General features: G+C 52.9%; 19 protein-coding genes. 6 read left to right on the top strand and 13 right to left on the bottom strand.

The genetic code is table 11. The annotated features are described in order from the left end of the window. Window positions 1-35: 35 nt before the first annotated feature. On the top strand, window positions 36-503 hold the full coding sequence (gene ribE, locus CLFS41_RS10980; protein WP_007867216.1) for a 6,7-dimethyl-8-ribityllumazine synthase: 468 nt from the start codon (window positions 36-38) through the stop codon (window positions 501-503). Here the strand turns inward: ribE and CLFS41_RS10985 are convergent. Beyond that, window positions 475-1821, bottom strand: coding sequence for an MATE family efflux transporter (locus CLFS41_RS10985; RefSeq protein ID WP_045092386.1), 1347 nt, complete (start codon window positions 1819-1821; stop codon window positions 475-477). The two genes, ribE and CLFS41_RS10985, sit on opposite strands and share 29 nt — an antisense overlap. Before the next feature lie 383 nt (window positions 1822-2204). On the opposite strand from CLFS41_RS10985, the gene CLFS41_RS10990 reads away from it, so the two are divergent. Further along, on the top strand, window positions 2205-2927 hold the full coding sequence (locus CLFS41_RS10990) for a phosphatase (RefSeq protein WP_007867239.1): 723 nt from the start codon (window positions 2205-2207) through the stop codon (window positions 2925-2927). Here CLFS41_RS10990 and CLFS41_RS10995 read toward each other — a convergent pair. The 3 genes from CLFS41_RS10995 to CLFS41_RS11005 form a co-directional block, all read right to left on the bottom strand. After that, window positions 2922-3578: an RraA family protein gene (locus tag CLFS41_RS10995; protein ID WP_007867242.1), complete on the bottom strand. Its 657-nt coding sequence runs from the start codon at window positions 3576-3578 to the stop codon at window positions 2922-2924. The genes CLFS41_RS10990 and CLFS41_RS10995 overlap by 6 nt on opposite strands. 63 nt (window positions 3579-3641) lie before the next feature. Beyond that, window positions 3642-4982 carry a mandelate racemase/muconate lactonizing enzyme family protein gene (locus CLFS41_RS11000; RefSeq protein WP_045092301.1) on the bottom strand — a complete coding sequence of 447 codons (1341 nt, stop codon included), beginning with the start codon at window positions 4980-4982 and terminating at the stop codon, window positions 3642-3644. Between the two features lies 1 nt (window position 4983). Next, entirely contained in the window at window positions 4984-6096 is a 1113-nt protein-coding gene (locus CLFS41_RS11005) for an NAD(P)-dependent oxidoreductase (RefSeq protein ID WP_045092302.1), read from the bottom strand. A 295-nt stretch (window positions 6097-6391) separates the two neighbouring features. Here CLFS41_RS11005 and CLFS41_RS11010 point away from each other — a divergent pair, with 295 nt between their 5' ends. Then, window positions 6392-7297: an AraC family transcriptional regulator gene (locus CLFS41_RS11010; protein WP_045092303.1), complete on the top strand. Its 906-nt coding sequence runs from the start codon at window positions 6392-6394 to the stop codon at window positions 7295-7297. A 207-nt stretch (window positions 7298-7504) separates the two neighbouring features. Here the strand turns inward: CLFS41_RS11010 and CLFS41_RS11015 are convergent, their stop codons facing one another. From CLFS41_RS11015 to CLFS41_RS11040, 6 genes are all read right to left on the bottom strand, one after another. Next, the gene (locus CLFS41_RS11015) at window positions 7505-8317 is read right to left on the bottom strand and encodes a hypothetical protein (protein WP_045092304.1); all 813 of its coding nucleotides are present in this window, start codon (window positions 8315-8317) and stop codon (window positions 7505-7507) included. A gap of 44 nt (window positions 8318-8361) precedes the next feature. Next, on the bottom strand, window positions 8362-11244 hold the full coding sequence (locus tag CLFS41_RS11020) for a response regulator (RefSeq protein ID WP_045092305.1): 2883 nt from the start codon (window positions 11242-11244) through the stop codon (window positions 8362-8364). A gap of 163 nt (window positions 11245-11407) precedes the next feature. Further along, window positions 11408-11926: an anaerobic ribonucleoside-triphosphate reductase activating protein gene (nrdG, locus tag CLFS41_RS11025; protein ID WP_007867260.1), complete on the bottom strand. Its 519-nt coding sequence runs from the start codon at window positions 11924-11926 to the stop codon at window positions 11408-11410. A 1-nt stretch (window position 11927) separates the two neighbouring features. After that, on the bottom strand, window positions 11928-14087 hold the full coding sequence (gene nrdD / locus CLFS41_RS11030; protein ID WP_045092306.1) for an anaerobic ribonucleoside-triphosphate reductase: 2160 nt from the start codon (window positions 14085-14087) through the stop codon (window positions 11928-11930). Between the two features lie 359 nt (window positions 14088-14446). Further along, window positions 14447-14686 carry a hypothetical protein gene (locus CLFS41_RS11035; RefSeq protein ID WP_007867266.1) on the bottom strand — a complete coding sequence of 80 codons (240 nt, stop codon included), beginning with the start codon at window positions 14684-14686 and terminating at the stop codon, window positions 14447-14449. Between the two features lie 290 nt (window positions 14687-14976). Continuing rightward, on the bottom strand, window positions 14977-16005 hold the full coding sequence (locus tag CLFS41_RS11040; protein WP_007867269.1) for a LacI family DNA-binding transcriptional regulator: 1029 nt from the start codon (window positions 16003-16005) through the stop codon (window positions 14977-14979). Between the two features lie 387 nt (window positions 16006-16392). Between CLFS41_RS11040 and CLFS41_RS11045 the strand changes: the two genes are divergently transcribed. The 3 genes from CLFS41_RS11045 to malQ are packed head-to-tail and all read left to right on the top strand — an operon-like array spanning window position 16393 to window position 21003. Continuing rightward, window positions 16393-18591 carry a PTS transporter subunit IIBC gene (locus CLFS41_RS11045; protein WP_082082562.1) on the top strand — a complete coding sequence of 733 codons (2199 nt, stop codon included), beginning with the start codon at window positions 16393-16395 and terminating at the stop codon, window positions 18589-18591. A gap of 10 nt (window positions 18592-18601) precedes the next feature. Next, window positions 18602-19444 carry an endonuclease/exonuclease/phosphatase family protein gene (locus CLFS41_RS11050; protein ID WP_007867276.1) on the top strand — a complete coding sequence of 281 codons (843 nt, stop codon included), beginning with the start codon at window positions 18602-18604 and terminating at the stop codon, window positions 19442-19444. 59 nt (window positions 19445-19503) lie between these two features. Then, window positions 19504-21003: a 4-alpha-glucanotransferase gene (gene malQ, locus CLFS41_RS11055; protein ID WP_045092307.1), complete on the top strand. Its 1500-nt coding sequence runs from the start codon at window positions 19504-19506 to the stop codon at window positions 21001-21003. A gap of 154 nt (window positions 21004-21157) precedes the next feature. On the opposite strand, the gene CLFS41_RS11060 is transcribed toward malQ, so the two are convergent. The 3 genes from CLFS41_RS11060 to CLFS41_RS11070 all read right to left on the bottom strand — a co-directional run bounded on the left by CLFS41_RS11060 (window position 21158) and on the right by CLFS41_RS11070 (window position 23702). Then, complete coding sequence (locus CLFS41_RS11060; RefSeq protein WP_007867280.1) at window positions 21158-21940, bottom strand: N-acetylmuramoyl-L-alanine amidase; 783 nt, start codon at window positions 21938-21940, stop codon at window positions 21158-21160. Window positions 21941-22014: 74 nt separating this feature from the next. Further along, window positions 22015-22455, bottom strand: a complete 441-nt coding sequence (locus tag CLFS41_RS11065; protein ID WP_007867282.1) for an Lrp/AsnC family transcriptional regulator — start codon at window positions 22453-22455, stop codon at window positions 22015-22017. Between the two features lie 26 nt (window positions 22456-22481). Next, the gene (locus CLFS41_RS11070; protein ID WP_007867284.1) at window positions 22482-23702 is read right to left on the bottom strand and encodes an LL-diaminopimelate aminotransferase; all 1221 of its coding nucleotides are present in this window, start codon (window positions 23700-23702) and stop codon (window positions 22482-22484) included. Window positions 23703-23807 lie beyond the last annotated feature (105 nt).

A 23807-nucleotide genomic window follows, 5' to 3' on the forward strand; every position in this document is an offset into this window, starting at 1 on the left:
CCGAGGGTACACAAAACCAAAAAGGAGAAATGATCATGACAATATATGAAGGAAAACTTGTATCAGAGCAGATAAGGGTGGGGATCGTAGCGGCCCGCTTTAATGAATTTATCACCTCTAAACTTTTGGGAGGAGCGCTGGACGGCCTGAAACGACTCAATGTGCGGGAGGAGGAGATCGATGTGGCCTGGGTGCCGGGCGCTTTTGAGATCCCGCTGGCGGCTGCCAAGATGGCTGCCAGCAGAAAATACGATGCCGTCATCTGCCTGGGCGCCGTCATCCGCGGAAGCACCAGCCATTATGACTATGTCTGCAGCGAGGTGTCCAAGGGCATTGCCCAGGCCTCCCTTTCAAACGGCCTGCCTGTGATGTTCGGGGTGCTGACCACGGATACCATCGAACAGGCCATTGAACGGGCCGGAACCAAAGCGGGCAACAAAGGATACGAATGCGCCCTGGGCGCCATTGAGATGGTCAATCTGTTTCGTGAGATGAAGGTGTGACACGGGAAAATGAACGGCCAAAGCCCAGAATCCCCCGGGCGGATACCCCGCAGGCAGCCATCTCAGCCAGCACAAAGGCCATCCACACACCATCCATTCCAAATACCATGGGAAGGAGGACTGCCAGGGGAATGATCGCCGCACATCCCCTGATCGCAGAGACGCCAAACGCCTTTCCCGTCTCCATCACCGCACTTAAAAAGGCGGCGCTCACAATGTTCAGCCCCGCAAAGAGGAATCCCGCAAAATACAGCCGGATCCCTCTTTCCGCAATCATTGCCAGATCCCGGCTGCCCTCGCTGTTGAAAACCGCGATCACGGTCCCTGAGCACACATTGGCGCTGATATAGATGCCCACGGCCAGGGACAGGGACAAGACCATGGCGGATCGAAGGATCATGTTCAGCATTTTACCGTCCCCTGCCCCGTATCCGCGGCTTACAAGGGGCTGGATTCCCTGGGCGATCCCTGTGAACACGGCGGTCACCACCAGGGCCAGGTTCGCAACGATCCCATAGGCAGCCACCCCTGTATTGCCTGCCAGCCTCAGGATCACCAGATTGAATACAATGAGCACGACCCCTGATGACATTTCCGTGACAAAGGAGGAAACGCCCGGTGACAGTATGGAAAGCGCCTCCTTCCATCTCCACTTGGATGAGCGCAGATGCAGGCTGCTCTTTTTGCTGGACAGATGCAGCGCAAGCACCCCCATGCTTATGACCGGCGCCAGCCCTGTGGCAAACGCGGCCCCAAACATCCCCATGGAAAAGGGGAACATGAATACATAATCCAGAATAATATTGGCCATGCTTCCCGTCAGCATGGCGGCCATGGATATCCTTGGGTTTCCGTCATTGCGCACAAACGCCAGCAGAATGTTGTTCATGATAAAACAGGGTGCAAAACAGAGTATGACCCTGAGATAGACGGCCGTGTCCCCCAATATATCCCCGTTGGCTCCCAGTATCCCTGCGATCAGAGGCGCTGCCAAAACACCTGCCGCAAAAAATACGGCTCCTGCCATAAGTCCCAGCAGAACCGTCCGTGTAAATCCCCTCCTCCCCTCCTCCTGATTTCCCTGGATATGGAAAATAGAAAAGCGTGTCGCTCCCCCGATCCCCAGCATCAGACCCGTGGCGCTGATCAGGCTGTACACGGAGATCGCCAGGTTCAGGGCAGCCAGCCCATTGGTGCCCATGGCCTTTGACACAAAAAACGTATCCGCCAGTATGTAACAGGAAAGACCTATCATGCCAAGGACATTCAGGCCGGTGTATTTTATAAATTCCCTTCCTATATGGTTATTTTCACTCATGTTCTCTCCTCCGTTCAATATAAGATAGGACAAAAAAATGCCCGGACCCATTCCTTCCAGAGTGTATTTGAACATTCCTTTCCGGCAGACGCGATCCAAAACAGGGGCACGGATGGAGGAAAGGAATGTTCAAACACACGCCAAGACCTAACGGAATGTGTTCAGGCACAGAAGCGGGCCATGGACACCATAACCCTGCTTCAGGCCGCCTACCCGGTGGCAGACAGCTGCGTTTTATGAAAGTCTACCACAAATCTGTGATTTTATCAAGGATTTGTGGTAGACTATATACCATTGATCTACACTACCCCCAGCGGACAAGCGGACACACGCCCCTTGTCCGCTTAAGGGTAAATCTGCGTTTAAGAAATGAGGAATGGAACATGACACCAATTGAGCTTGACGTCCACACCCACACCATTGCCAGCGGACACGCTTACGCCACCATAACCGAGATGGCATCCGCCGCCTCCCGGCAAGGACTGAAGCTGTTAGGCATCACTGAGCACACCAAAGGTATTGCCGGATCCTGTAAGGACATCTACTTTCTGAACCTGAAGGTGGTCCCGCGTCAGATGTTCGGCATCCAGCTGATGCTGGGAGCTGAGATCAATATCATTGATCATAAGGGCACCCTGGATCTGGGGGAGCGCTACATGAAGCACCTGGACCTGAGGATCGCCGGAATACACAAGATGTGTTATAAACCAGGCTCCCCCAGGGAAAACACAGACGCCATCCTGGGAGCCATCGCCAATCCCTATGTGGATATCATCAGCCACCCGGATGACGGAAGCTGTCCCCTGATCTATGAGGAAGTGGTGGCAGCAGCCAAGAGGCATCACACCCTGCTGGAGATCAACAACAACTCCCTGCGCACCCCCACCCGCAAACACGCCCGTGAAAATACCCTCGTGATGCTGGACCTGTGCCGCAAGCAGCAGGTTCCTGTCATAGCAAGCAGCGATGCCCATTTTACCTCGGACATCGCCAACCTGGATCACGTCCAGCCTCTTTTGGAGGAAGCGGATTTCCCGGAACGCCTGGTGATCAATCACAGCCTGGAGCAGTTCCGGGAGTTTATTGCCCACAACAGGACTTTATAAGATGCCGAATTTATGGAAGGCCTCTGTGGCGGACATACCGTTTTCAATGGCCTTCCTCACCTGCTTTTCACCGGCCGCCTTTTTTAAAGCATCCTCAATACACCGGATGGCCGCTTCCTTGGGGATGATAAGAACGCCGTCCATGTCACCGAATACCAGGTCGCCGTCATGTATGATCACGCCTCCGATTTCAATGGTGCACCTGAAATCAATAACATTGGTGCGTATGCTGGAATCCTGGGCCCAGCGCCCGGTTGCAAATACCGGGAAGTCCTGCTCCAGAACCTGGGGCGTATCCCTGGTATATCCGTCAAGAACCGCGCCCACGGCTCCGCGCATCCGGGCAGTGGCTGTCAGTATCTCTCCCCACATGGCGCTGTTGTGCGCGCCTGTGGCAATGTAAACCTCATTCTTCTCCAGCTGGTCCAATGCCTCTGTCAACAGTCCAAAGGGCTTTTTCTGAGCCTGGTATACATTACACTCCAGAATTGTACATGCCTTGCCCGCCACCTTCATGCCATCCCTCAGGGGCTGGATGGCAGCCGGCAGGAACTGGTGGGAATAACCCATAACATCCAGGATATCCCCCACCACAGGCGTGTACAGTTTCTCTTTCATTAAAGCAAACATTTCGTCTTCATTTTTCCACATTGGTATGATCCTCCTCATTAATTTTATGTACTCTCGGAGTCTCCGAGAGTACACCTTTTATGGTCAGCTCCAAATCCTGTCATGAGACCATTCATGGTCCCATTCGTCCGTGCTCTTCCACAATCCCGGCCGTTGGGGATTGATGTGGCTTACAAGTACCTCATCATCCAGTTCCTCGATCCCAAGCCCCGGCCTGTCCTTAAGTTTCAGCCATCCCCTGTCCACAATAGGCTGTGTACTTCCCTTCACCATGCTGTCCCACCAGTCCACATCATGGGCGTGATATTCCATGGCCAGGAGGTTATCCCCCGCCGCCGCGCATACATGGGCGGCAGCCATGCATCCCACCGGCGTCTCCGCCATATGTACCGCGGCCGCAATTCCCTTTTCCTCCGCCATTGTGATAATGTGCAGAGTCTCCCCGATCCCTCCCGCTGTGAGCACGTCCGGATGTATTACAGATACGGCGCGGTTGTCGATCAGGGGGCGGAAGGCCTCGCGGCCGAATATATCCTCACCCGTACACATGGGTATGCAGGTGTGGTCGCTGAGCGCTTTCCACTGTTCTGTGTAAAACCAGGGCACACAGTCCTCCATCCAGAAAATATTAAACTTTTCCAGCCGCCTGGCCAGCTTAAGACAGGTCTGATAATTCACATGTCCAATGTGGTCAATGGCCAGCGGTATCTCGTACCCCACCATGTCCCTGGCCTGTTTTACATAATCCTCCAGATAGTCCAGGCCCGTCTCCGTGATGGAAAGGCCGGTAAACGGATGAGGGACGCTCATAAAATCAGCAAATCTTTTATCCGTTATTCCAAAGGACAATTCCTCCTGGTCAAACCGGCGCATCCGTTCCACATATCCCAGAGGGGCGTTGAGGGCGCCTTCCACATTGACCAGGAGGTCCACGCCCAAGTCCATTTTCAGCATGGTATATCCGCTGTCCATCCTGGATCGCAGGGCACGCCCCATATCCGATCCTGTGTGCTTTCCGCCAACGTCCGTATCACAGTAGATCCTTATGCTGTCACGGCATTTTCCTCCCAGCATCTGGTAAACGGGAATCCCATATGCCTTACCTGCCAGGTCCCACAGAGCAGCCTCTATCCCACTGACGCCTCCGCCCTGCCTGGCATGTCCCCCAAACTGCCGGATCTTTCGGAATATACGGTTGATGCCGCACGGATTCTCTCCCAGGATCAGGCGCTTCAGTTCCAGGGCGTAGAACCGGTTGGAGAAATCCCGGATCTCCCCGTATCCGCTGATCCCCTGATTCGTATCGATCCTGAGAATGGTGCAGTCCATGGGCGCTCCCACAATATCGGTAAACCTCATGTCAGTGATCCTCAGCTGAGAGGGGCAGGAGGCTGTCTTTATGTTCATCTCATTTATTTTTTCCATATCATTCCTCCCCAGTCTCCCTGCCCTTATCAACGTATTCCAATACCTGGGGATTCACCACATTGGCGGGCCTGTTTCCCAGGAGCAGCTCCCTGGCTCCGTCCAGGCACTCCCTTGCCATATTCATCCTGGCATCCCACGTCTCACTGGCCACATGGGGTGTCAGGATCACCTGATCCAGACCCGCAAGCTCCCCTGTGGTATACGGTTCCTTTTCAAACACATCCAGGGCCGCTCCCTTTAACCGTCCTGACCTCAGGGCATCTGCCAAAGCCGCGGTATCCACCAGGCCGCCTCTGGATGCATTGACAAAATAGGCGCCCTGCTTCATTCGGGCAAACGCCTCCCTGCCAAACATATGGCGATTCTCTCCCGTGTAGGGCACATGCAGGGTAACGCAGTCACTTTTCTCCAGCACCTCCGCCAGGGAACCGTACTCAAACCCATTCTCCCTCTCCTTTTCCTCCGCCAGGCGAAGGGGATCATAGTAAAGCACCTTCATTCCCAGGGCGGCGGCCTTTTTCCCCACACACTGCCCGATCCGGCCCATTCCCACGATCCCCAGCACATGGCCCGATACGGAGGTCTGGGTCATCCCAAAGGCCGATGTATTCCAAATCCCCGCCCCGACCTGGGCCGTATACCGGTACAGGTTGTGGAAAATCCCCATAACCAGGGCAATGGTATGCTCCGCAGTGGGCTCAGTCACCTGGGTGGGACTGTTTACCACGGGAATCCTCTTCTCAGCGGCATATTCCACATCCACATGGTCATATCCCACCCCCAGGCTGGCTATGATCTTCAGGCCGCGGCCCTGCCCAATGCCGCTCCCCTGTTCAGGACTGCTCCCCTGCCCAACGCCCCTTCCATACTCCGGACTGCTCCCCTGCCCAACGCCCCTTCCATGCTCAGGACTGCTTCCCCGGTCAATCATATCCCTTGTAACAGGAGTACCTGCAATGGAAAACAATATGTCAGCCCGGGGCATCAGTTCCAGCAATTCCTCCCGGGCAAAGCTTCCCCCCTCCTTTTCCGGACAGATGAACTGAAATACATCCCCATACTCCGCTTCACACTCTCCGGGTATCCATCTGGTACATAATACATTTGTCATCTCTCTTTGCCCCTCCTGCGGCCTTCCTTTGGCTCATATGGCTTATATGGAAAAAATAACACAGATATCCCCTCATGAACATGGATTTTATTGCAATACATGTAAAAAATCGTACTAAAATTTATCATTTTCCGTTTCTATCTCATGACAAAGGAGATATAATGGCATTATCATTGGATCCATACTCTCCGCGTCCCCCGGTATTCAGATTTCCGGCTGATTTTCCGCCGGCCGCACACAAACCTGAGCACCAGGGGGCTCCGAGAGTACACCACAATCATCAGGGGGGAAGCAAATGTTAGATCTGCAGACATTCATTGATTCAAAAAACCTGTTTCTGATCCCCTATCTTGGCAACAGCAGCCGGCGCAGGAATTTCTCCGGATGGTATCGCGGCAAGACAGGCAAGGAGGACCGCCATGAGTTCTATCTGATCACCAGGGGACAGGGCGTTTTCACTGTGGGGGAGGAAATCTGCCCGGTATGCGAGGGGGATCTGGTCTACATTCCCTCCATCAAAGGAATCCCATATAATCTGAACCCGGGCAAGAACCTGGTGGACTATTACTCCATCAACATATCCTGCGCCGTTGCCGCACATAAAAACGAGGTCTGGCTGTACGATGAAAGCGCCCGCTATCACTATCAGTCCGTACCTTATCCTGAAAATGAGGAGTGGTCCTTTAAGCGCAGCCAGGAGCCCTTTGACCTTCCGGCCGCATGCTCCATGGACAACTATGCCAAACTGCGGGAGCTGATGTCCCGAATCCATAAGATGCGGACAGATTCAGATCCCATCAATTACTGGGAGGAAAAGAACATACTCCAGCAGTTCCTGTGCGGTGTGGCCCTCCAGAACCAGTCCCCGGACCGGGAGGACATGAACACCCGCAGGCTCCGCCGGATCACCGCATACATCAGGCAGCACTACATGGAGGACATCACCCTAAAGACGCTGTGCAGCACCGTATCCCTGAGCCCCAGCTATGTCATAAAGCTGTTTAACCGGCACTTATCCCTATCCCCCATGGCCTATGTCAGCCGTATACGGGTGGAAGCCGCCAAGGAAATGCTGTTGGAAAGCCCTTTATCCATTGCGGAAATCGCTGCCAGGACCGGCTTTCAGGACGGTTTTTATTTCTCCAAGAAATTTAAACAGCTGACCGGAATGACACCGCGGCAGTACAGGAACACGCTGTGAGGCGGAACTCCGGGCAGACCGGGAATCCAGGATATATACAAACTAAGATATATGTACAAACTAAGATATATATACAAACGGGTATGGATCCCCGCTTATCCATACCCGTTTAACATGTAATATTATCTGCATTCCATACCCTCAGTGGACAAGGGCACACACGCCCCCCTTGTCCACGGAAGGTATCCGTTTATCAACAGCATTGGATCAGCGCACCCGAAAGGACCGGGTCATAACCGGCTCCGACTTCACGGTGACCACGATCTTTTTCTCCCGTCCCTGCTCTTCCACGAAGGCCTGGGCATCCCCCCGCTTCAGGTACCAGATATCCACCTGGCTGCCTGTCTGAAGGATAAACACCTGTCCTTTTTCCAGTTCACAGGAAAGGCAGGCTGATCTCATCTGCCTCTTTTTCCCGAAAGCCCCGGGGGCGCCCAGTCCCCACCATTCCCATCTGCGTCCACGGTTTCCGAACCGGTAAACATCCTTCCCATAATGATAGAGGGAGGGCTGTTCCTCCTTAAGCCGCCGCGGCACCGCATCTGCGCCCGGTGCTTTGGGGCTGTAAAAATCCGCCGGGCAGTCCGCCAGCCAGTTGACCACCGGAAGGAACAGCTCCCGGCGCACCCGGTTGTAGGGAAGAGCCGTCCGATGGATCTCATAGCGGGTTCCCCAGTAAATGGAAATACATCCCCTCAGCAGGTCTTCCGTACTGCAAAAGCAGAATATGTCCTTTCTTTTTATCACGGTCTTAGTGACAGCCCCATCCTCTCCGCGCTCCAGGACCATTATTTCATCTCCAAAATATGAGAGCATATATTCCCGTATGTCCGGCTGATAACGCGCGGCCGGGACCAGGATCACACATCCTAAGTCCACGCCGGCCCTAAGCCACATATTCAGGTATTTCCTGTAATCGGGACCGATATCCTTCTTATCCCACATCCGCCTTGGAAAGTCAGCGGCCGTGGGAGCCGTATCAACGGATTCCCTTCCCAAACTGCCCTGCCGTCTCTTCATGGTATGCTTCCTGCCTTCCGGTATGCTTCCTGCCTTTTGCCGCGTCACACAAACTTCTTTAGTTCATCCAATACCAGGTCGATATCCAGGGGTTTTACCAGATACCCTGTCATCCCTGCCTTGTAAGCCGTCACCTTATCCTCCTCAAATGCATTGGCCGTCATGGCCAGTATGGGCACTTTCCCTCCATCCGGGCGCGCCAGTGCACGAATGGACCTGGTAGCTTCCAGTCCGTCCATCACCGGCATCCGAATATCCATGAGCACGGCATCATAATACCCTGCCTCGTTCTTTTCAAACAGGTCCAGGGCCTCCTGCCCGTCATGGGCTGTTTCCACCTCCATGCCGTGCATCTCCAGCAGCGTTTTGGCAATCTCCCTGTTCAGTTCATTGTCCTCTGCCAGCAGGACCCTGCAATGGCGCAGATCCGTCTTCTCCACCTTTTCCGCCGCCGGAAGGGTCCGGTCAACGGCACCTGCAAACGCATCATAGATGGAACTCCTAAACAGAGGTTTGGAAATAAAATAATCCACGCCCGCGCCTCTGGCCTCCTGCTCAATCACAGTCCAGTCATACGCCGATATCATGATAATGGTGGTATCCGGCCCCACCAGGCCGCGGATCCGCCGTGCAGTCTCCACCCCGTCCATGTCCGGCATCTGCCAGTCGATCATGGCGATATGGTAATACTTCCCGTTCTTCAGGTAATGGTTCACTTCCTCCACCGCCCTGGATCCCGAGTCCACCCACACGCAAACAGCTCCCGCATCCCTGAGGATCTCCGTACACTGGCATCCCACCACGGGATCGTCATCCACCACCAGCACATCCAGACCTTTCATCAGCTCCTTCTGCTTTCTCTGCTGCTCCTTCTGCCGGTCATCCTCCACCAGTTTGAGAGGGATGGTTGCCGTAAATGCCGTCCCCTTGTTTTTTTCACTCTCCACCTCTATGGTGCCTCCCATGAGCTGCACCAGATTGTACACAATGGAGAGGCCCAGGCCGCTTCCCACATTATTGCGGGCAACCTCCGGGGATTCCTGTTCAAAGGGCTGGAAGATACGGGTGCGGAACTCCTTTGACATTCCTATCCCCGTGTCCTTGACACAGAACTGGATATAGGAAAAACCATTGGTGCGCTTTTGTTCCTGAATGCAGATCTGTATGCTGCCGCCCTCCATGGTAAACTTAAGGGCATTGGACAGCAGGTTCATGAGCACCTGCTTCACCCTGAGGGCATCCCCGATATAGTACTGCTCCAACGGTTCCTGATGGTATATCTCATACCGGATCCGCTTTTCCCTGGCCTGGGGATAGATGATCTGATCGATCTCCCCGATCAGCTCCGTGAAATCAAAATACTCGCTGGTCAGATCCATTTTCCCGGTCTCGATTTTGGACATGTCCAGTATATCGTTGATCAATGAAAGTAAATATCTGGAAGATGCATCGATCTTCCTAAAACAATCATGAACGCTTTTTTGATCCTCCAGCTTCAGCTGTCCGATGGTGCTCATGCCGATAATGGCATTCATGGGCGTGCGGATATCATGGCTCATCCTGGAAAGGAAATCAGACTTAGCCCGGTTGGCGGCCTTGGCAGATGCCAGGGCATCCCGCAAAAGCTGCTCCTGGCGGGCCTGCTCTGAGCGCTGGGAATCCAGGACTTTCACCAGGTCAATGGCCAGCACATCTCCATTAAAAGGATTTTCCACATAGATCAGCTGTACGGATATCCAGTGGTATACCCCATCCATACCGATCTGCTGAAGCTCCATATACAGCTCACGTTCCCCTGAGGCAAACCGGGCCAGCACACTGTCCCGGTCAAACGCAGCTGCAAAATCCTCCCGATAGCTGGGATAGATCAGTGGGACCGAATGGCTGACCATGTCCGAATACCGGCCCTGGCGCTCCACCGGGTATGCATTCTGTTCTTCAATAAAGCAGTTATATGTATCCTTTGTCAGGTTTACACTCACGATCAGGGGATAGGCTGTACAGATCGCAGCCCTCAGAGAGCGGTTCTCGATGAGCTGCTGGCGCTCCTGCTCCTGTTCCATGCGCTTTACATCAGTGATATCCGTGAACACGGCCTGAATCACCTCCAGCCCGTCCGCATTGACGATCCGGCCCATGACCACGCTGAGCCATACCGGCTGTCCGTTCCTGCGAGATCCCTGGCGGATGTAGGAAGCATTCTCCCCGTCCAGGGAAAGGCTGTCGATCAGCCCCACGATCCACGCCCGGTCCTCATCCCTTACCAGCTGCACCGGACTTTTCACCTCGGCGCGGTACTCCTCCTCGGACCCGTATCCATAGAATTCCCACACCATCCTGTTTATGTTGACCACCCTGTGGCAGGGATCCGTGGAAAACTGGATAATGCCGCAGGGCACGGAATTATAGAGCTGGCTCAGGAAATCCGCCTGCTGCTTATATTCCTGTTCCCTGCGCTTTAGCACTCCCTCCAGTCTCAGATATTCCTCCCTTCCGGCTTCCGCCGGAAACAGCTCTCCCTCCTGGATGTCCTGGAAGGGCACCGAGTTATGGATATGGACAACCTTCAGTTCCCCGTCCTGTTCCTGAAACACAAAGGTGACCCTCTGCTGCACCTTGACATACACGCCAGTGCCTTCCTTGGACTGGAGCCGGCTGGTTCCCTCGCACAGGTAACAGCCGCCGCCCAGGCATCGGACCTCATACACTTCATCATACATATCGCAGGGTGACAGGTCCTCCCGGCCGGCCAGGAAACAGGCGGCCACCGCCTCTTTTCCCTCCGCCTTCTGCAGTTCCCCTGCCCCAAGCCAGACAATATCATCTGCAAAGGTGGATATCAGGAAGTCCACATCACAATCACAAAAATATCGGTTCAGGATCTCACCGGCAAACTCCTGTATCTCTTCCTTTGACCTTTTTATCATAATAAAAGCCTCCTACGGCAAACATTACAGCTTAACTTGCAGCTGAGCTAAGTCACAACTAAATAATTATAACATTAACCCAAAGCAAACGCAACGCGCCGGGAGGCAGATATTCTTATATTCTTATCATTTTCTAACAGTTCAGACATCATTTTAAAGGCTGTTACATTTTAATCACAACATGTCCGCTGCACAGTGACCGCCTTACATCTATAATCCTCTGGTTAGAGGATCCCTTAAAGGCCAGGCTGATATCCTTTAACTCCTCCACAAACCTTCCGTCCACCAGCACATCGATCATGCCCAACATCTCATCCGTGACCTCACACCTGGCCCTGCTTTCCTGTAAAAGCTCCCGGTCCAGCAGATATCCCGTATAACACCAGATATCCTTTTGAGGATATTTCTCTTTTACCTGTCTTAAAAGCCCCGCCAGCACACGCTGGTTTTCCGGCTCAAAGGGTTCTCCGCCCAAAAGGGTAAGGCCGTTTATATATTCCGGGGAAAGGGCCGCCAGGATCTCCTGCTGCGTTTCCCCGGTAAAAGGACGGCCGAAGGCGAAATCCCAGGCCTCCTGGTTAAAGCAGTTTGTGCAGTGATGGGAACAGCCTGACACAAACAAGGATACCCTGACACCCTCTCCGTTGGCAATGTCATATTTTTTGATCGCACCGTAGTTCATATTATAAATGCAGCACCCTTTCCTTTATCTCCTGGGTCCTTCCCTGGTTCCAAAACTGGGTTCCGATATAACCGCAGGTCCTTCTGGCCACGTTCAGCTTATTCTCATCCCGGTTTCCGCACTTGGGGCATTCCCACACAAGCTTTCCGCTCTCGTCTGTGACGATCTTTATCTCTCCGTCAAACCCGCATTCCTGGCAATAATCGCTCTTTGTATTCAGCTCCGCGTACATAATGTTGTCATAGATATAACGGATCAGCTGGAGCACGGCGGGAATGTTGTGCTGCATGTTGGGGACCTCCACATAGCTGATGGCGCCGCCTGTGGAAAGCGCCTGGAACTGGGACTCGAATTTCAGCTTGGAAAACGCATCGATCTCCTCCGACACATTCACATGATAGCTGTTGGTAATATAGCTTCTGTCCGTGATCCCCTCAATGATCCCAAAACGCTTCTGAAGGCATTTCGCAAACTTGTAGGTAGTGCTTTCAATGGGGGAACCGTAGATGCTGAAACCAATATTGGTCTCCTCCTTCCAGCGGTTACACGCCTTATTCATATACTCCATCACTTCCAGGGCAAAGGGAGTTGCTCCGGGGTCTGTGTGTGACAGCCCTGTCATATACTTCACGCACTCATAAAGTCCCGCATATCCAAGGGAAATGGTGGAGTATCCGCCGTACAGCAGACGGTCAATGGTTTCTCCCTTTTTCAGCCTTGCCAGCGCGCCGTTCTGCCAGAGGATGGGCGCCGCGTCTGACAGGGTTCCTTTCAGGCGGTTGTGCCGGCACATAAGGCCCCGGTAACACAGATCCAGCCTTTCATCAAACAGCTTCCAGAAAGCGTCCATATCCCCGCCTGAGGACAGGGCCACATCCACCAGATTGATGGTCACCACTCCCTGGTTAAAACGGCCGTAAAACTGGTAGTTCCCATTCTCATCCTTCCACGGGCTCAGCGCACTGCGGCATCCCATCACCGGGAAGCAGTTGCCTTCCTTCAGCTCTTTCATCTTTTTCTCGGAAATGTAATCGGGGACCAGACGTTTTGCCGTACATTTGGCAGCCATCTCAGTGAGGTAATAATACTCGGTCCCTTCCTCTATATTATCCTCCTCCAGCACATAGATCAGCTTGGGGAATGCGGGGGTGATCCATACGCCGGACTCATTCTTTACGCCCTGGTAACGCTGCTTTAGGGTTTCCTCAATGATCATGGCCAGGTCTTTCTTCTCCCGCTCATTCCCTGCCTCGTTCAGGTACATGAACACGGTCAGGAATGGGGCCTGCCCATTGGTGGTCATCAGTGTGATGACCTGGTACTGTATGGTCTGCACGCCCTTGATCACCTCTTTGCGCAGCCTGTTCTCCACCACCTCATGGATGGCTTCGTCAGAAGGCGCGCAGCCGAATGTCTTAACCTCTTCCAGTACCTCTGCATAAATCTTCTTTCTGGACACGTCCACAAAGGGAGCCAGATGAGCCAGGCTGATGCTCTGCCCGCCGTACTGGTTGCTGGCCACCTGGGCAATGATCTGGGTGGAAATATTGCAGGCAGTGGAAAAGCTGTGGGGCTTTTCAATCCTGGTCTCGCTGATCACGGTTCCATTCTGCAGCATATCCTCCAGGTTTACCAGGTCACAGTTGTGCATGTGCTGGGCAAAGTAATCCGAATCATGGAAATGGATGATCCCCTCCTGGTCCGCCTCCACGATATCCTGGGGAAGAAGCATACGCTTGGTCAGGTCCTTGCTCACCTCACCGGCCATATAATCCCTCTGCACGCTGTTGACCGTGGGGTTCTTATTGGAGTTTTCCTGTTTCACATCCTCATTATTACATTCGATCAAAGACAGGATACGGTTGTCCGTGGTATTGGCCTTACGGATAAGGGAGCGCTGATAGCGGTATCTCACATAATCCTTAGCCAGTTCAAACGCGCCGGTGGACATGATCTGGTTCTCCACCATGTCCTGGATCTCCTCCACAGACACCGCCCTGTTCAGTTTATCGCATTTATACTCCACATAATCGGCAATATCCTTGATCTGCTCCAGGCTCAGCTTGTTCTTTCCGGCCACCGTATTAGCTTTTGACACAGCTACCACGATCTTGTTTATGTCAAAATCTTCTTCCGCGCCATTCCTCTTAATAATCTTCATCTTTACTACACTCCTTTATCCACATGCTTACATACCCCCCGCTTTCCCTTCAGCGGAAGTATATGGGTATCCTATCATAAAATACTGGAAAATTCTGTTGCTTGTGCAACAGTATATGATTTTAACACTAAATGTTGTGTTTTTCAAGCGGAAGATATACGATAGGATGTATTTCAGAAAAATGCCAGAAACTGTGGGACTTCCGGGAATTGGCACTGACAAAATGCCGGGAGAGGGGTCTTTTAAGACAAATGTTTTAGAACCCCTGATCTTCAGACAGACGTGCGGCGGCTCAGCTTTAGATGTACAGAAAAAGCGGGGCAAAAGGATCCGGTCCCCGATGCCCCGCCGACCGGTTTTCAATCCAGATACGTTCCCACCGGCGAAGTGTTATACTGCTTTAAAATCTCAACCATTACAGACCCATCCGGCTCCACTGACTCTGCAAGGATCTTGTACTGGGTCCTGTTCCGGTCCAGCTGCATCTTATATTTGTCCACTTCCTCCCGCACCAGCTTTACTGCCAGGTCGTGGTTGATATCCTCCTTCAGCAAAAAATGCAGGGTTTGTTTGATACATGCCGCTTTGATTCGTTTCATACTTAAATACCTTCCTTTTTTATTTTCATATTAATCTACCGGAGCGTTTTTTGTATCATAGGAATTCCGTCTGAATTTCCTATGATACAAAAAAAGGACCTGTCTCACTCAGCGAATTTGAGCGAAACAAATCCTTTTGTTTACCCGGGAAATTACTGGAGCGTGCCTGAAAATTACGATCTGCAGTCAGAACTTAACAAGCGTTCTCTTTGCTTTATTATAGCAGATTTTAAGAATTTTCGTAAGCAGAATTTTATCCGAAACAGTCCCAAAACCGGATCTAAGCCAGCCTACGGCCTTTTGTAAACAGCACAGCTGTCCCGTTCTACCAGATGATGTGGTACAATAATCTTAGTGGCAACCAGTTCGGGATTTTCCACGTGTTCGATCATCTGGGCAGCTGCCTGGGTTCCCAGCTGGCAGGAATTTACATCCACCGATGTGAGGGAGGGAACGGTCAGTCTGGCAAGAAGGGAATTGTTAAAGGAGATAATGGACACATCTCCGGGTATGGAAAGCCCCAGTTCCATACACCCCTTTTCCAGGGCCACCGCCAGGATATCATCGCTGACCAGAACTGCCGTGGGTCTGTCCGTGCGGGTCAGCAGTGCGTGGAGCACCTCATTCTGCTTCTCAGGTACGGAGGGTACCTCCACACACAGTTCCGGCAAGAAACCGATCCCCCGTTCTGTCAATGCCAGCATATACCCCATCCTTCTGTCGTTGTTAAACAGCAGGGAATGGTCACCGGACAGATAGGCGATCCTCTCATGCCCCAGTTCCAGGAGATACTCAGCAGTCTCCTTGCCCGCAAGCACATTGTCGTTATCCACATAAATGGTCTGGTTCACATTCCTGTACGCCTTTCCCACCAGGACATAGAGGATCCCCTCCTCGTACAGATAATCCAGCACCGGATCCTGTTCCCTGGAATACAGGACGATAAACCCTTCCGCCAGACCTGTCCTGACCATGTTCTTGATCACCTGAAGGATCTCCTCCTCGTTCTGCCCGGTGATCACCGTATTAATGTACTGTCTCTGATTGCAGTACTGGCTGATTCCGCGGATGACCTCCAGATAAAATGCGTTCTGGTACGCCTCCCACTCCGAGGGGGGCAAAATGATGCCGATGGTCCGGGAATTCTGGGTGGCCAGGCTGCTGGCCTGGAAATTCGGCTCATATCCCAGCTTTGCCATGGCCTGGCGCACCTTCTCCTTGGTCTGGCGGCTGATGGACGGATGATCTTTGCAGGTGCGGCTTACGGTTGAGGGGGACACCCCCGCAAGGGCGGCAACATCTTTAATTGTAACAGGCATAGGACGCCTCCTTATTGATAATTTGTAACGGTTCAGGACATTCGTTGTAAAATAGATCCTTATTCTATATTGTAAGGTTTAATGCAACGTTTGTCAAACTTTTTTGCGCTGTTTGCGCGATTTAGTTTCATCATTTGCACTGTTCCCCATGATTCCCCCCTCAATACAAGAGGGGAATTTGCACAAATACAGGCTGTTTTCTTTGTGCAAATGGTAGAAAACACTTCATTTTTAAAATAAGTATTGCTTTCTTCACGCAAACAGATTATATTTAACGAAAGCGGTTGCGTAATCAATGCAACATATTTTTCAACATAGCAATCCATCTAAAACGGCAACCTGTTTAACACGGCAAACATGCAACAAATCATTTCAGGAGGTTACATAATGAACAAGAACACCGATGGCTGTATTGGTATCCAGATCCTCTCCCCCTTAACCGGAACTGTGGTTCCCCTGGAAGATGTCCCGGATCCGGTATTTTCCCAGAAGATCATCGGGGACGGGATCGCGGTCCTGCCCCGGGACGGCAGGCTGGTAAGCCCTGTTGACGGAGAAGTCGTCTCAGTGGCCGACACCCTTCACGCCTATGGCCTGCGCTCGGATGAGGGCATTGAAGTCATGGTCCATTTCGGACTTGAGACCGTTTCATTAAAAGGAGAGTTTTTTACCTGCCATGTCAAACCGGGTGACAAAGTAAAGGCAGGGGACCTGCTGGCCGAAGCAGATCTCAAGGGCCTGGAGGAGAAACAGGTCAACACCATCACACCGGTACTCATCTGCGGAGGCATGGAGGGCCGCTCCATGAACGCTGCCCTTGGCCCCGTAACAGCGGGAAAGGATGCGGTCATCACCCTGCTGGACCAGTGCCCGCCTGAGGCGGAATCTTCCCAAACAGCCCCCGATGACAGTCCTGTATCAAAACCTGCTAAAAAGAAGTCAAAATCCCTGATCAATTTTGACTTTCTCCAGAAACTAGGAAAAGTATTGATGACCGTGATCGCTGTCATGCCTGCCGCAGGTCTCATGATCAGCGTGGGAAAGCTGATCCAGATGGCTGGCGGGGATATGAACCTGGTCATCACACTGGGAAGCACCATGGAAACCATAGGCTGGGCCATTATCAACAACCTGCACATCCTTTTTGCAGTTGCCATCGGCGGCTCCTGGGCAAAGGAGCGGGCCGGAGGCGCATTCGCGGCAGTCATTGCATTTATCCTTATCAATGTGATCACCGGCGCCCTGTTCGGGGTCAGCAGCGCGGACCTGAATGATCCGGCGGCCGTCACCCGCACCCTCCTTGGACAGGAGATCCTGGTAAACGGTTACTTTACCTCTGTCCTGGGAGCCCCCGCCCTGAACATGGGCGTGTTCGTGGGCATCATCGCAGGTTTTACAGGGGGTGTCATCTACAACAAGTATTACAACTACAGAAAACTTCCCGATGCCCTGGCCTTCTTTAACGGCAAACGCTTTGTTCCCATGGTCGTCATTGCATGGTCCGTGATCATTTCCCTGGTACTGGCTCTTGTATGGCCGGTGGTACAGACAGGCATCAACTCCTTTGGAGTATGGATAGCCAATTCCTCCTCCACCTCCCCGGTGCTGGCCCCCTTTATCTACGGAACCCTGGAGCGCCTCCTGCTTCCCTTTGGCCTGCACCACATGCTGACCATACCCATGAACTATACCTCCTTTGGCGGCACCTATACCATCCTCACAGGCGTCAACGCAGGTTCACAGGTGTTTGGCCAGGATCCTCTGTGGCTGGCATGGGCCACCGACCTGATCAACCTCCAGAATGCAGGAGACGCCGCCGGGTATCAGAACCTGCTGGCCACCGTGACACCGGCACGTTTCAAAGTGGGACAGATGATCGGCGCCACCGGCCTTCTGCTGGGTATTGCCCTGGCCATGTACCGCCGTGTGGACCCGGATAAGCGCAAAAATTACAGGTCCATGTTCCTGTCCACCGTGCTGGCAGTATTCCTCACAGGTGTTACCGAGCCCCTGGAATTTATGTTCATGTTCTGTGCGCTTCCCCTGTATCTGGTATACGCAGTGCTTCAGGGATGTGCATTTGCCATGGCAGGCATCATCCACCTGAGGCTCCACTCCTTTGGAAACCTGGAATTTCTCACCCGTATTCCCATGTCCATCCGGGCCGGGCTGGGAGGCGATGTCATCCATTTTGTCATCTGCATTGCTGTCTTCTTTGCCGCGGGATATGCCATTGCCTATTTTATGATCGGAAAATTCCGCTTCGCCACCCCCGGACGCCTGGGTAATTATACGGACGACAGCGCCGCGGATGAAACAGGCAGTCCATCTGCAGGCGCCGCGGTTTCCGGAAACAGCCAGGCAGAACGCATCATTTCCCTGTTGGGCGGAAGGGATAATATTGTGCTGGTGGATGCATGCATGACCCGCCTTCGGGTCACTGTCAAAGATGTGGGTAAGGTAGCCGAACTGCCCGCCTGGAAAGCTGAGGGAGCCATGGGACTGATCAAAAAGGACGAAGGCATCCAGGCCGTATACGGCCCCAAGGCAGATGTGCTGAAATCCGACATCAACGATATACTGTGAGGTATTCCATATGAAACTCCTGACTCTAAACACACACAGTCTGGAAGAGACAGACTATGAATCCAAACTCCTGGCATTTGCCGGGGGTATATGGAAAGAACAGCCTGATATAATCGCCCTTCAGGAAGTCAATCAGACCCAGACCTCCTCCCCGGTTGACCTGCAGACCCTGAAACAGTGCGGATATGTTCCCTGTATGCCTTGTGAAAACGGTATAAGGCAGGATAACCATGGATTCCGACTGGCCTGCATGTTCGCCAGCCGCGGCATCCCTTACCAGTGGACCTGGTGCGGGGCAAAAACAGGTTACGGCAAATATGACGAAGGCCTGGCTGTTTTCAGCCGCTTTCCTGTCTCAGACACACATCAGTTTTACATTACGGGTATCCATGACTATTCCAACTGGAAGACAAGAAAGATCCTGGGGATCTCTCTTGACCTTCCCTGGGGCAGGGAGTATTTCTACAGTGTACACATGGGATGGTGGGATGACGGTGAAGAGCCATTCCAGGATCAGTGGGCAAGGATCAGCCAAAACCTCCCCCGCTCTGCCGGCTCAAGGACCTGGCTCATGGGCGACTTTAACTCCCCTTCCCATATAAAAGGAGAAGGGCGGGATCTTCTGTTACGGTCAGGCTGGCATGACAGCTATGATATGGCGGATGACAAAGACAGCGGGATCACGGTCAGCCATGCCATTGACGGCTGGAAGGAACGGGGTGATATTCCGGGAATGCGCATCGACTATATCTGGACTGACCGGCCTCTCCGTGTCAGGACCAGCCGGACCATCTTTAACGGAACCTTTTATCCTGTTGTGTCTGACCATTTTGGGACCATGATCGAATATTGACCTGGGCATTGCCCATAAAATCAACCAGGGCATTGCCCACAAAAAGGAGTGCGGAATAAATGAAACGAGAAAGCGGAATCTTACTGTCCATTGCCAGCCTGCCTTCCAGGTTCGGGATCGGCTGTTTTTCAAAGGAGGCCTATGAGTTCGTGGACCAGCTAAAGGAAGCTGGCCAGTCCTACTGGCAGATACTCCCCCTGGGACCCACCAGTTACGGTGACTCCCCTTACCAGTCCTTTTCCACCTTTGCAGGAAACCCATACTTTATCAGCCTGGAGGACCTGATAGAAGAAGGAGTCCTTACCCGGCAGGAGTGTGAGGAAGCGGACTTTGGGGAAACACCGGACGCCGTGGACTATGCTAAAATATATGAGGCGCGTTTTCCCCTGCTGCAAAAGGCCTATGAACGCAGCAACATCAGCCGGAACACGGAGTTTCAAAACTTCCTGGAAGAAAACAGATGGTGGCTTGAGGACTATGCCCTTTTCGTGGCAGTTAAATCCAGGTTTGGAGGCAGGGCATGGACCCAATGGGCTGAGGATATCCGGCTTCGCTGGCAGAATGCGCTGGATTACTACCGCAGGGAGCTGTACTACGAGATCGAGTTCCACCAGTACCTTCAGTATCTGTTCTCCAAACAGTGGAACCAACTCAAATCCTACGCCAACAAAAAGGGAATACGCATTGTGGGCGACATCCCCATCTATGTGGCCATGGACAGCGCGGACGCCTGGGCTCATCCCGAACTGTTCCAGCTGGACCAGGACAATGTGCCCACCGTTGTGGCGGGCTGCCCTCCGGACGGCTTCTCCGCCACAGGCCAGCTCTGGGGCAATCCCCTTTACCGCTGGGAATATCACAGGCAGACCGGATACCAATGGTGGATCAGCCGCCTGTCCTACTGCTACAGACTGTATGACGTGGTAAGGATCGACCACTTCCGTGGATTTGATGAATACTACTCCATCCCGTCCGGCTCTGATACGGCTGTGGACGGCCATTGGGAGCAGGGGCCGGGGATTGAATTTTTCCGGGCAGTCAAACAGGCACTGGGCGAAAAGGAGATCATAGCCGAGGACCTGGGATATGTGACGGATTCCGTCCGCCGGTTGGTATATGACAGCGGATTCCCGGGCATGAAGGTCCTGGAATTTGCCTTTGATTCCAGGGATTCGGGCTGTGCCAGCGATTATCTGCCCCACAATTACCCGGAAAACTGTGTGGCCTACACAGGCACCCATGACAATGAGACCATCACAGGCTGGTACGGCTCCATCACCCCTGAGGAGAGAAAGCTGGCCCGTGATTATCTGTGCGACTTTTACACTCCGGAAAACAGATTGTATCTGTCCTTTATCAGCCTGATCATGCGCAGCCAGGCCAGGCTGTGTATCATCCCCCTTCAGGACTATATGGGGCTGGACAATAAATGCCGCATCAACACCCCCTCCACAGTTGGAGAAAACTGGAAATGGCGCCTGCTGCCAGGCCAGGTAACGGAAGCGCTCTTAGAAACCATAGGGGCTGTCACGCTTCGGTACGGACGCTGGAACTGGTAAACCGCCAGGGACAGCATTTAACAGTAAAAACAAACACATGAAAATGCTGCCGCAAAACAGTTGATCAACCGTTTTGCGGCAGCATTTTCCATATCGTTCCATATCATTTAATATCATATACCCGGCACCGTGACCGCATACGCGCGCTGCCCTGTCAATAGATGGCCCGCTCCCTGACAAGCATTGTGGGATATCCCATATTGCGCAGATTCCGTTCCATCTGGACCGCATGATCCATGTTAAGGAATGCTCCCACCCTGACCTTGTACAGGCCATCGTCATAGACCATAAAGGCAGGAAATCCCCTGGACTGCAGTTCATCCACCAGTCTCTGCGCAGGCATCCTTGTTCGGAATGCCCCGATCTGCACCTGGTAATACTCCGGGCGCTGCTGCTCCTGTTCCCGTATGGTCTGGAGCACGCCGTCCGCAATGGCCTGGGCAATGGCTTCAAAATTCTCGTCAAAAAACTGATTATCCTGTGGATTGTCAATAAATCCTGCCTCCACCAGCACGGCCGGCATCTGGGTGCGGCGCAGCACAATGAGTCCCGGCCGTTCCTGGATCCCCAGGTCGTTAAATCCGGTTTCCACCAGGTTGCGCTGGATATTCTCCGCCAGCATGGCCGGCACGCCCTCGTCCTGATACACCAATGTAGTCACACCGCTTCCAGTGCCGGGCACCGGCATGGCGTTGCGGTGAATGGAGACAAAATAATCAGCCCCCGACCGGTTGGCAATCTGCGCTTTTTCCAGTGGCGTATCAAAGGTGTCGGTGGTCCTTGTATAAACCACGTCCACTCCATTATTTTCCAGTATCTGTCCTACTGCAAGAGCCAGCCTAAGGGTATCATCCTTTTCCCGCCGTCCGTTAAACATGGCTCCAGGCTCCACACCGCCGTGTCCGGCATCTATAATCACTCTCTTAAGGTCTGCCATATCAGACTCTCCTTCACATATGACTCTACATTATACCATATGTGAAGGTGAGACAAATGTTGACAAAACCTTAATTAAATTTCGTCCACATCCACCCCTCTGGGACCTACCTGCGTGGAAAATACGATCTGCGTGCTTGTCTTTCCAAACTTCTGCAGCTGCCCTATGAACATATCCAGCTCCATGGTGCTCTGAAAGGCCACCTTCATCAGCATGGAATACTCTCCCGTAACGCAGCTGCACTCCAGCACATTGGGCACTTCCTTTGCGTAGGCATAGAATTTCGGCTTGTCCTCCGGAACCACATCCAGGTTGATAAACGCCAGAATGTGGTAGCCCAGCTTCATGGGATCCACCATGGCGTGATATCCTGTTATGATCCCCTCCTTTTCCAGTCTCTCGATCCTGGCGGATACGGCGGGCGAAGACAGAAATGTGTTCTCTGCAACGGTCTTCAGGGACATTCTTGCATTGGCCTGTAACAGCTTCAGGATCTTGCGGTCAATATCATCCATACTCTCTTGTTCCTCCCTTGGCAGTTCTATTTTCTGAGGGCTTTTATCCTCTCCACTGCTTCCACTGTATTTTCATAGGTTCCAAATGCGGTAAGCCGGAAATATCCTTCCCCGCTGGGGCCGAAACCGCTTCCCGGAGTTCCCACCACATTGGCCTGTTCCAGCAGATGATCAAAAAATTCCCAGCTGGTCATCCCCTGCTCTGTCTTAAGCCAGATATAAGGGGAGTTTACGCCTCCGTAAACCATATATCCCGCTTCCTTAAGGCCATTGTAAATGACCCTGGCGTTCCTCATATAGTAGGCCACCTGTTCCATGACCTGCCTGTTTCCCTCCTCTGAATACACGGCCAGCCCCGCCCTCTGCTCAATATAGGGAGCTCCGTTAAACTTGGTGCCGTGCCTGCGGGCCCACAGGGAATGAAGCATCACATCACCGCACATCAGGTCCTTGGGCACCACGGTAAATCCCAGCCTGACGCCGGTAAATCCCGCTTTCTTGGAAAATGAGCGGAACTCGATGGCACAGGTCCTGGCCCCCTGGATCTCAAAAATGCTGTGAGGTACCTCAGGCTCGGCTATATATGCCTCATAGGCGGCGTCATAAAGGATCACGGCCCCGATCCGGTTGGCATAATCCACCCACACCTTTAGCTGCTCCCTTGTGAGCGTGGTGCCTGTGGGGTTATTGGGATTACACAGATAGATCAGATCCGGAGTCTCCTTTGGCAGCTCCGGCACAAAGTGGTTCTCTGACCGGCAGGGCATATAGATCACATTGCTCCACATTCCCTTTGCTTCATCATATTCACCCGTGCGGCCGGCCATGACATTGGAATCCACATACACCGGATACACCGGGTCACACACCGCGATCCTGCTGTCCGGGCTGAATATCTCCTGTATATTGCCGCAGTCGCTCTTGGCCCCATCGGAAATAAAGATCTCATCCGGGGATATCCGGCATCCCCATGCCATATAATCCTTTTGCACAATGGCTTCCCTTAAAAAATCATATCCCAGATCCGGCGCATAGCCGTGAAATGTCTCGGCATGTCCCATCTCGTCAGCTGCTTTATGGATGGCCTCCACCACGGCCGGGACAATGGGAAGGGTCACATCACCGATCCCCAGGCGGATGATGGTCTTGTCCGGATTGGCCTGCTGATATGCCGCCACCTTTTTGGCAATGGTGGAAAAAAGATAGCTGCCAGGCAGTTTCAGATAGTTTTCATTGATCTTAAACATAATTTGCTCCTCCTTGTTATGAAGTGTACTCTCGGAGTATCCCCGGGAGAACACTGAGCAGATGCGCTCTTAAACATAAACGCTCCCAGGAAACCCGCCTGGCTC

The sequence above is a fragment of the Clostridium sp. FS41 genome, from assembly GCF_000954015.1.
In the GTDB taxonomy this organism is placed as follows: domain Bacteria; phylum Bacillota; class Clostridia; order Lachnospirales; family Lachnospiraceae; genus Enterocloster; species Enterocloster citroniae.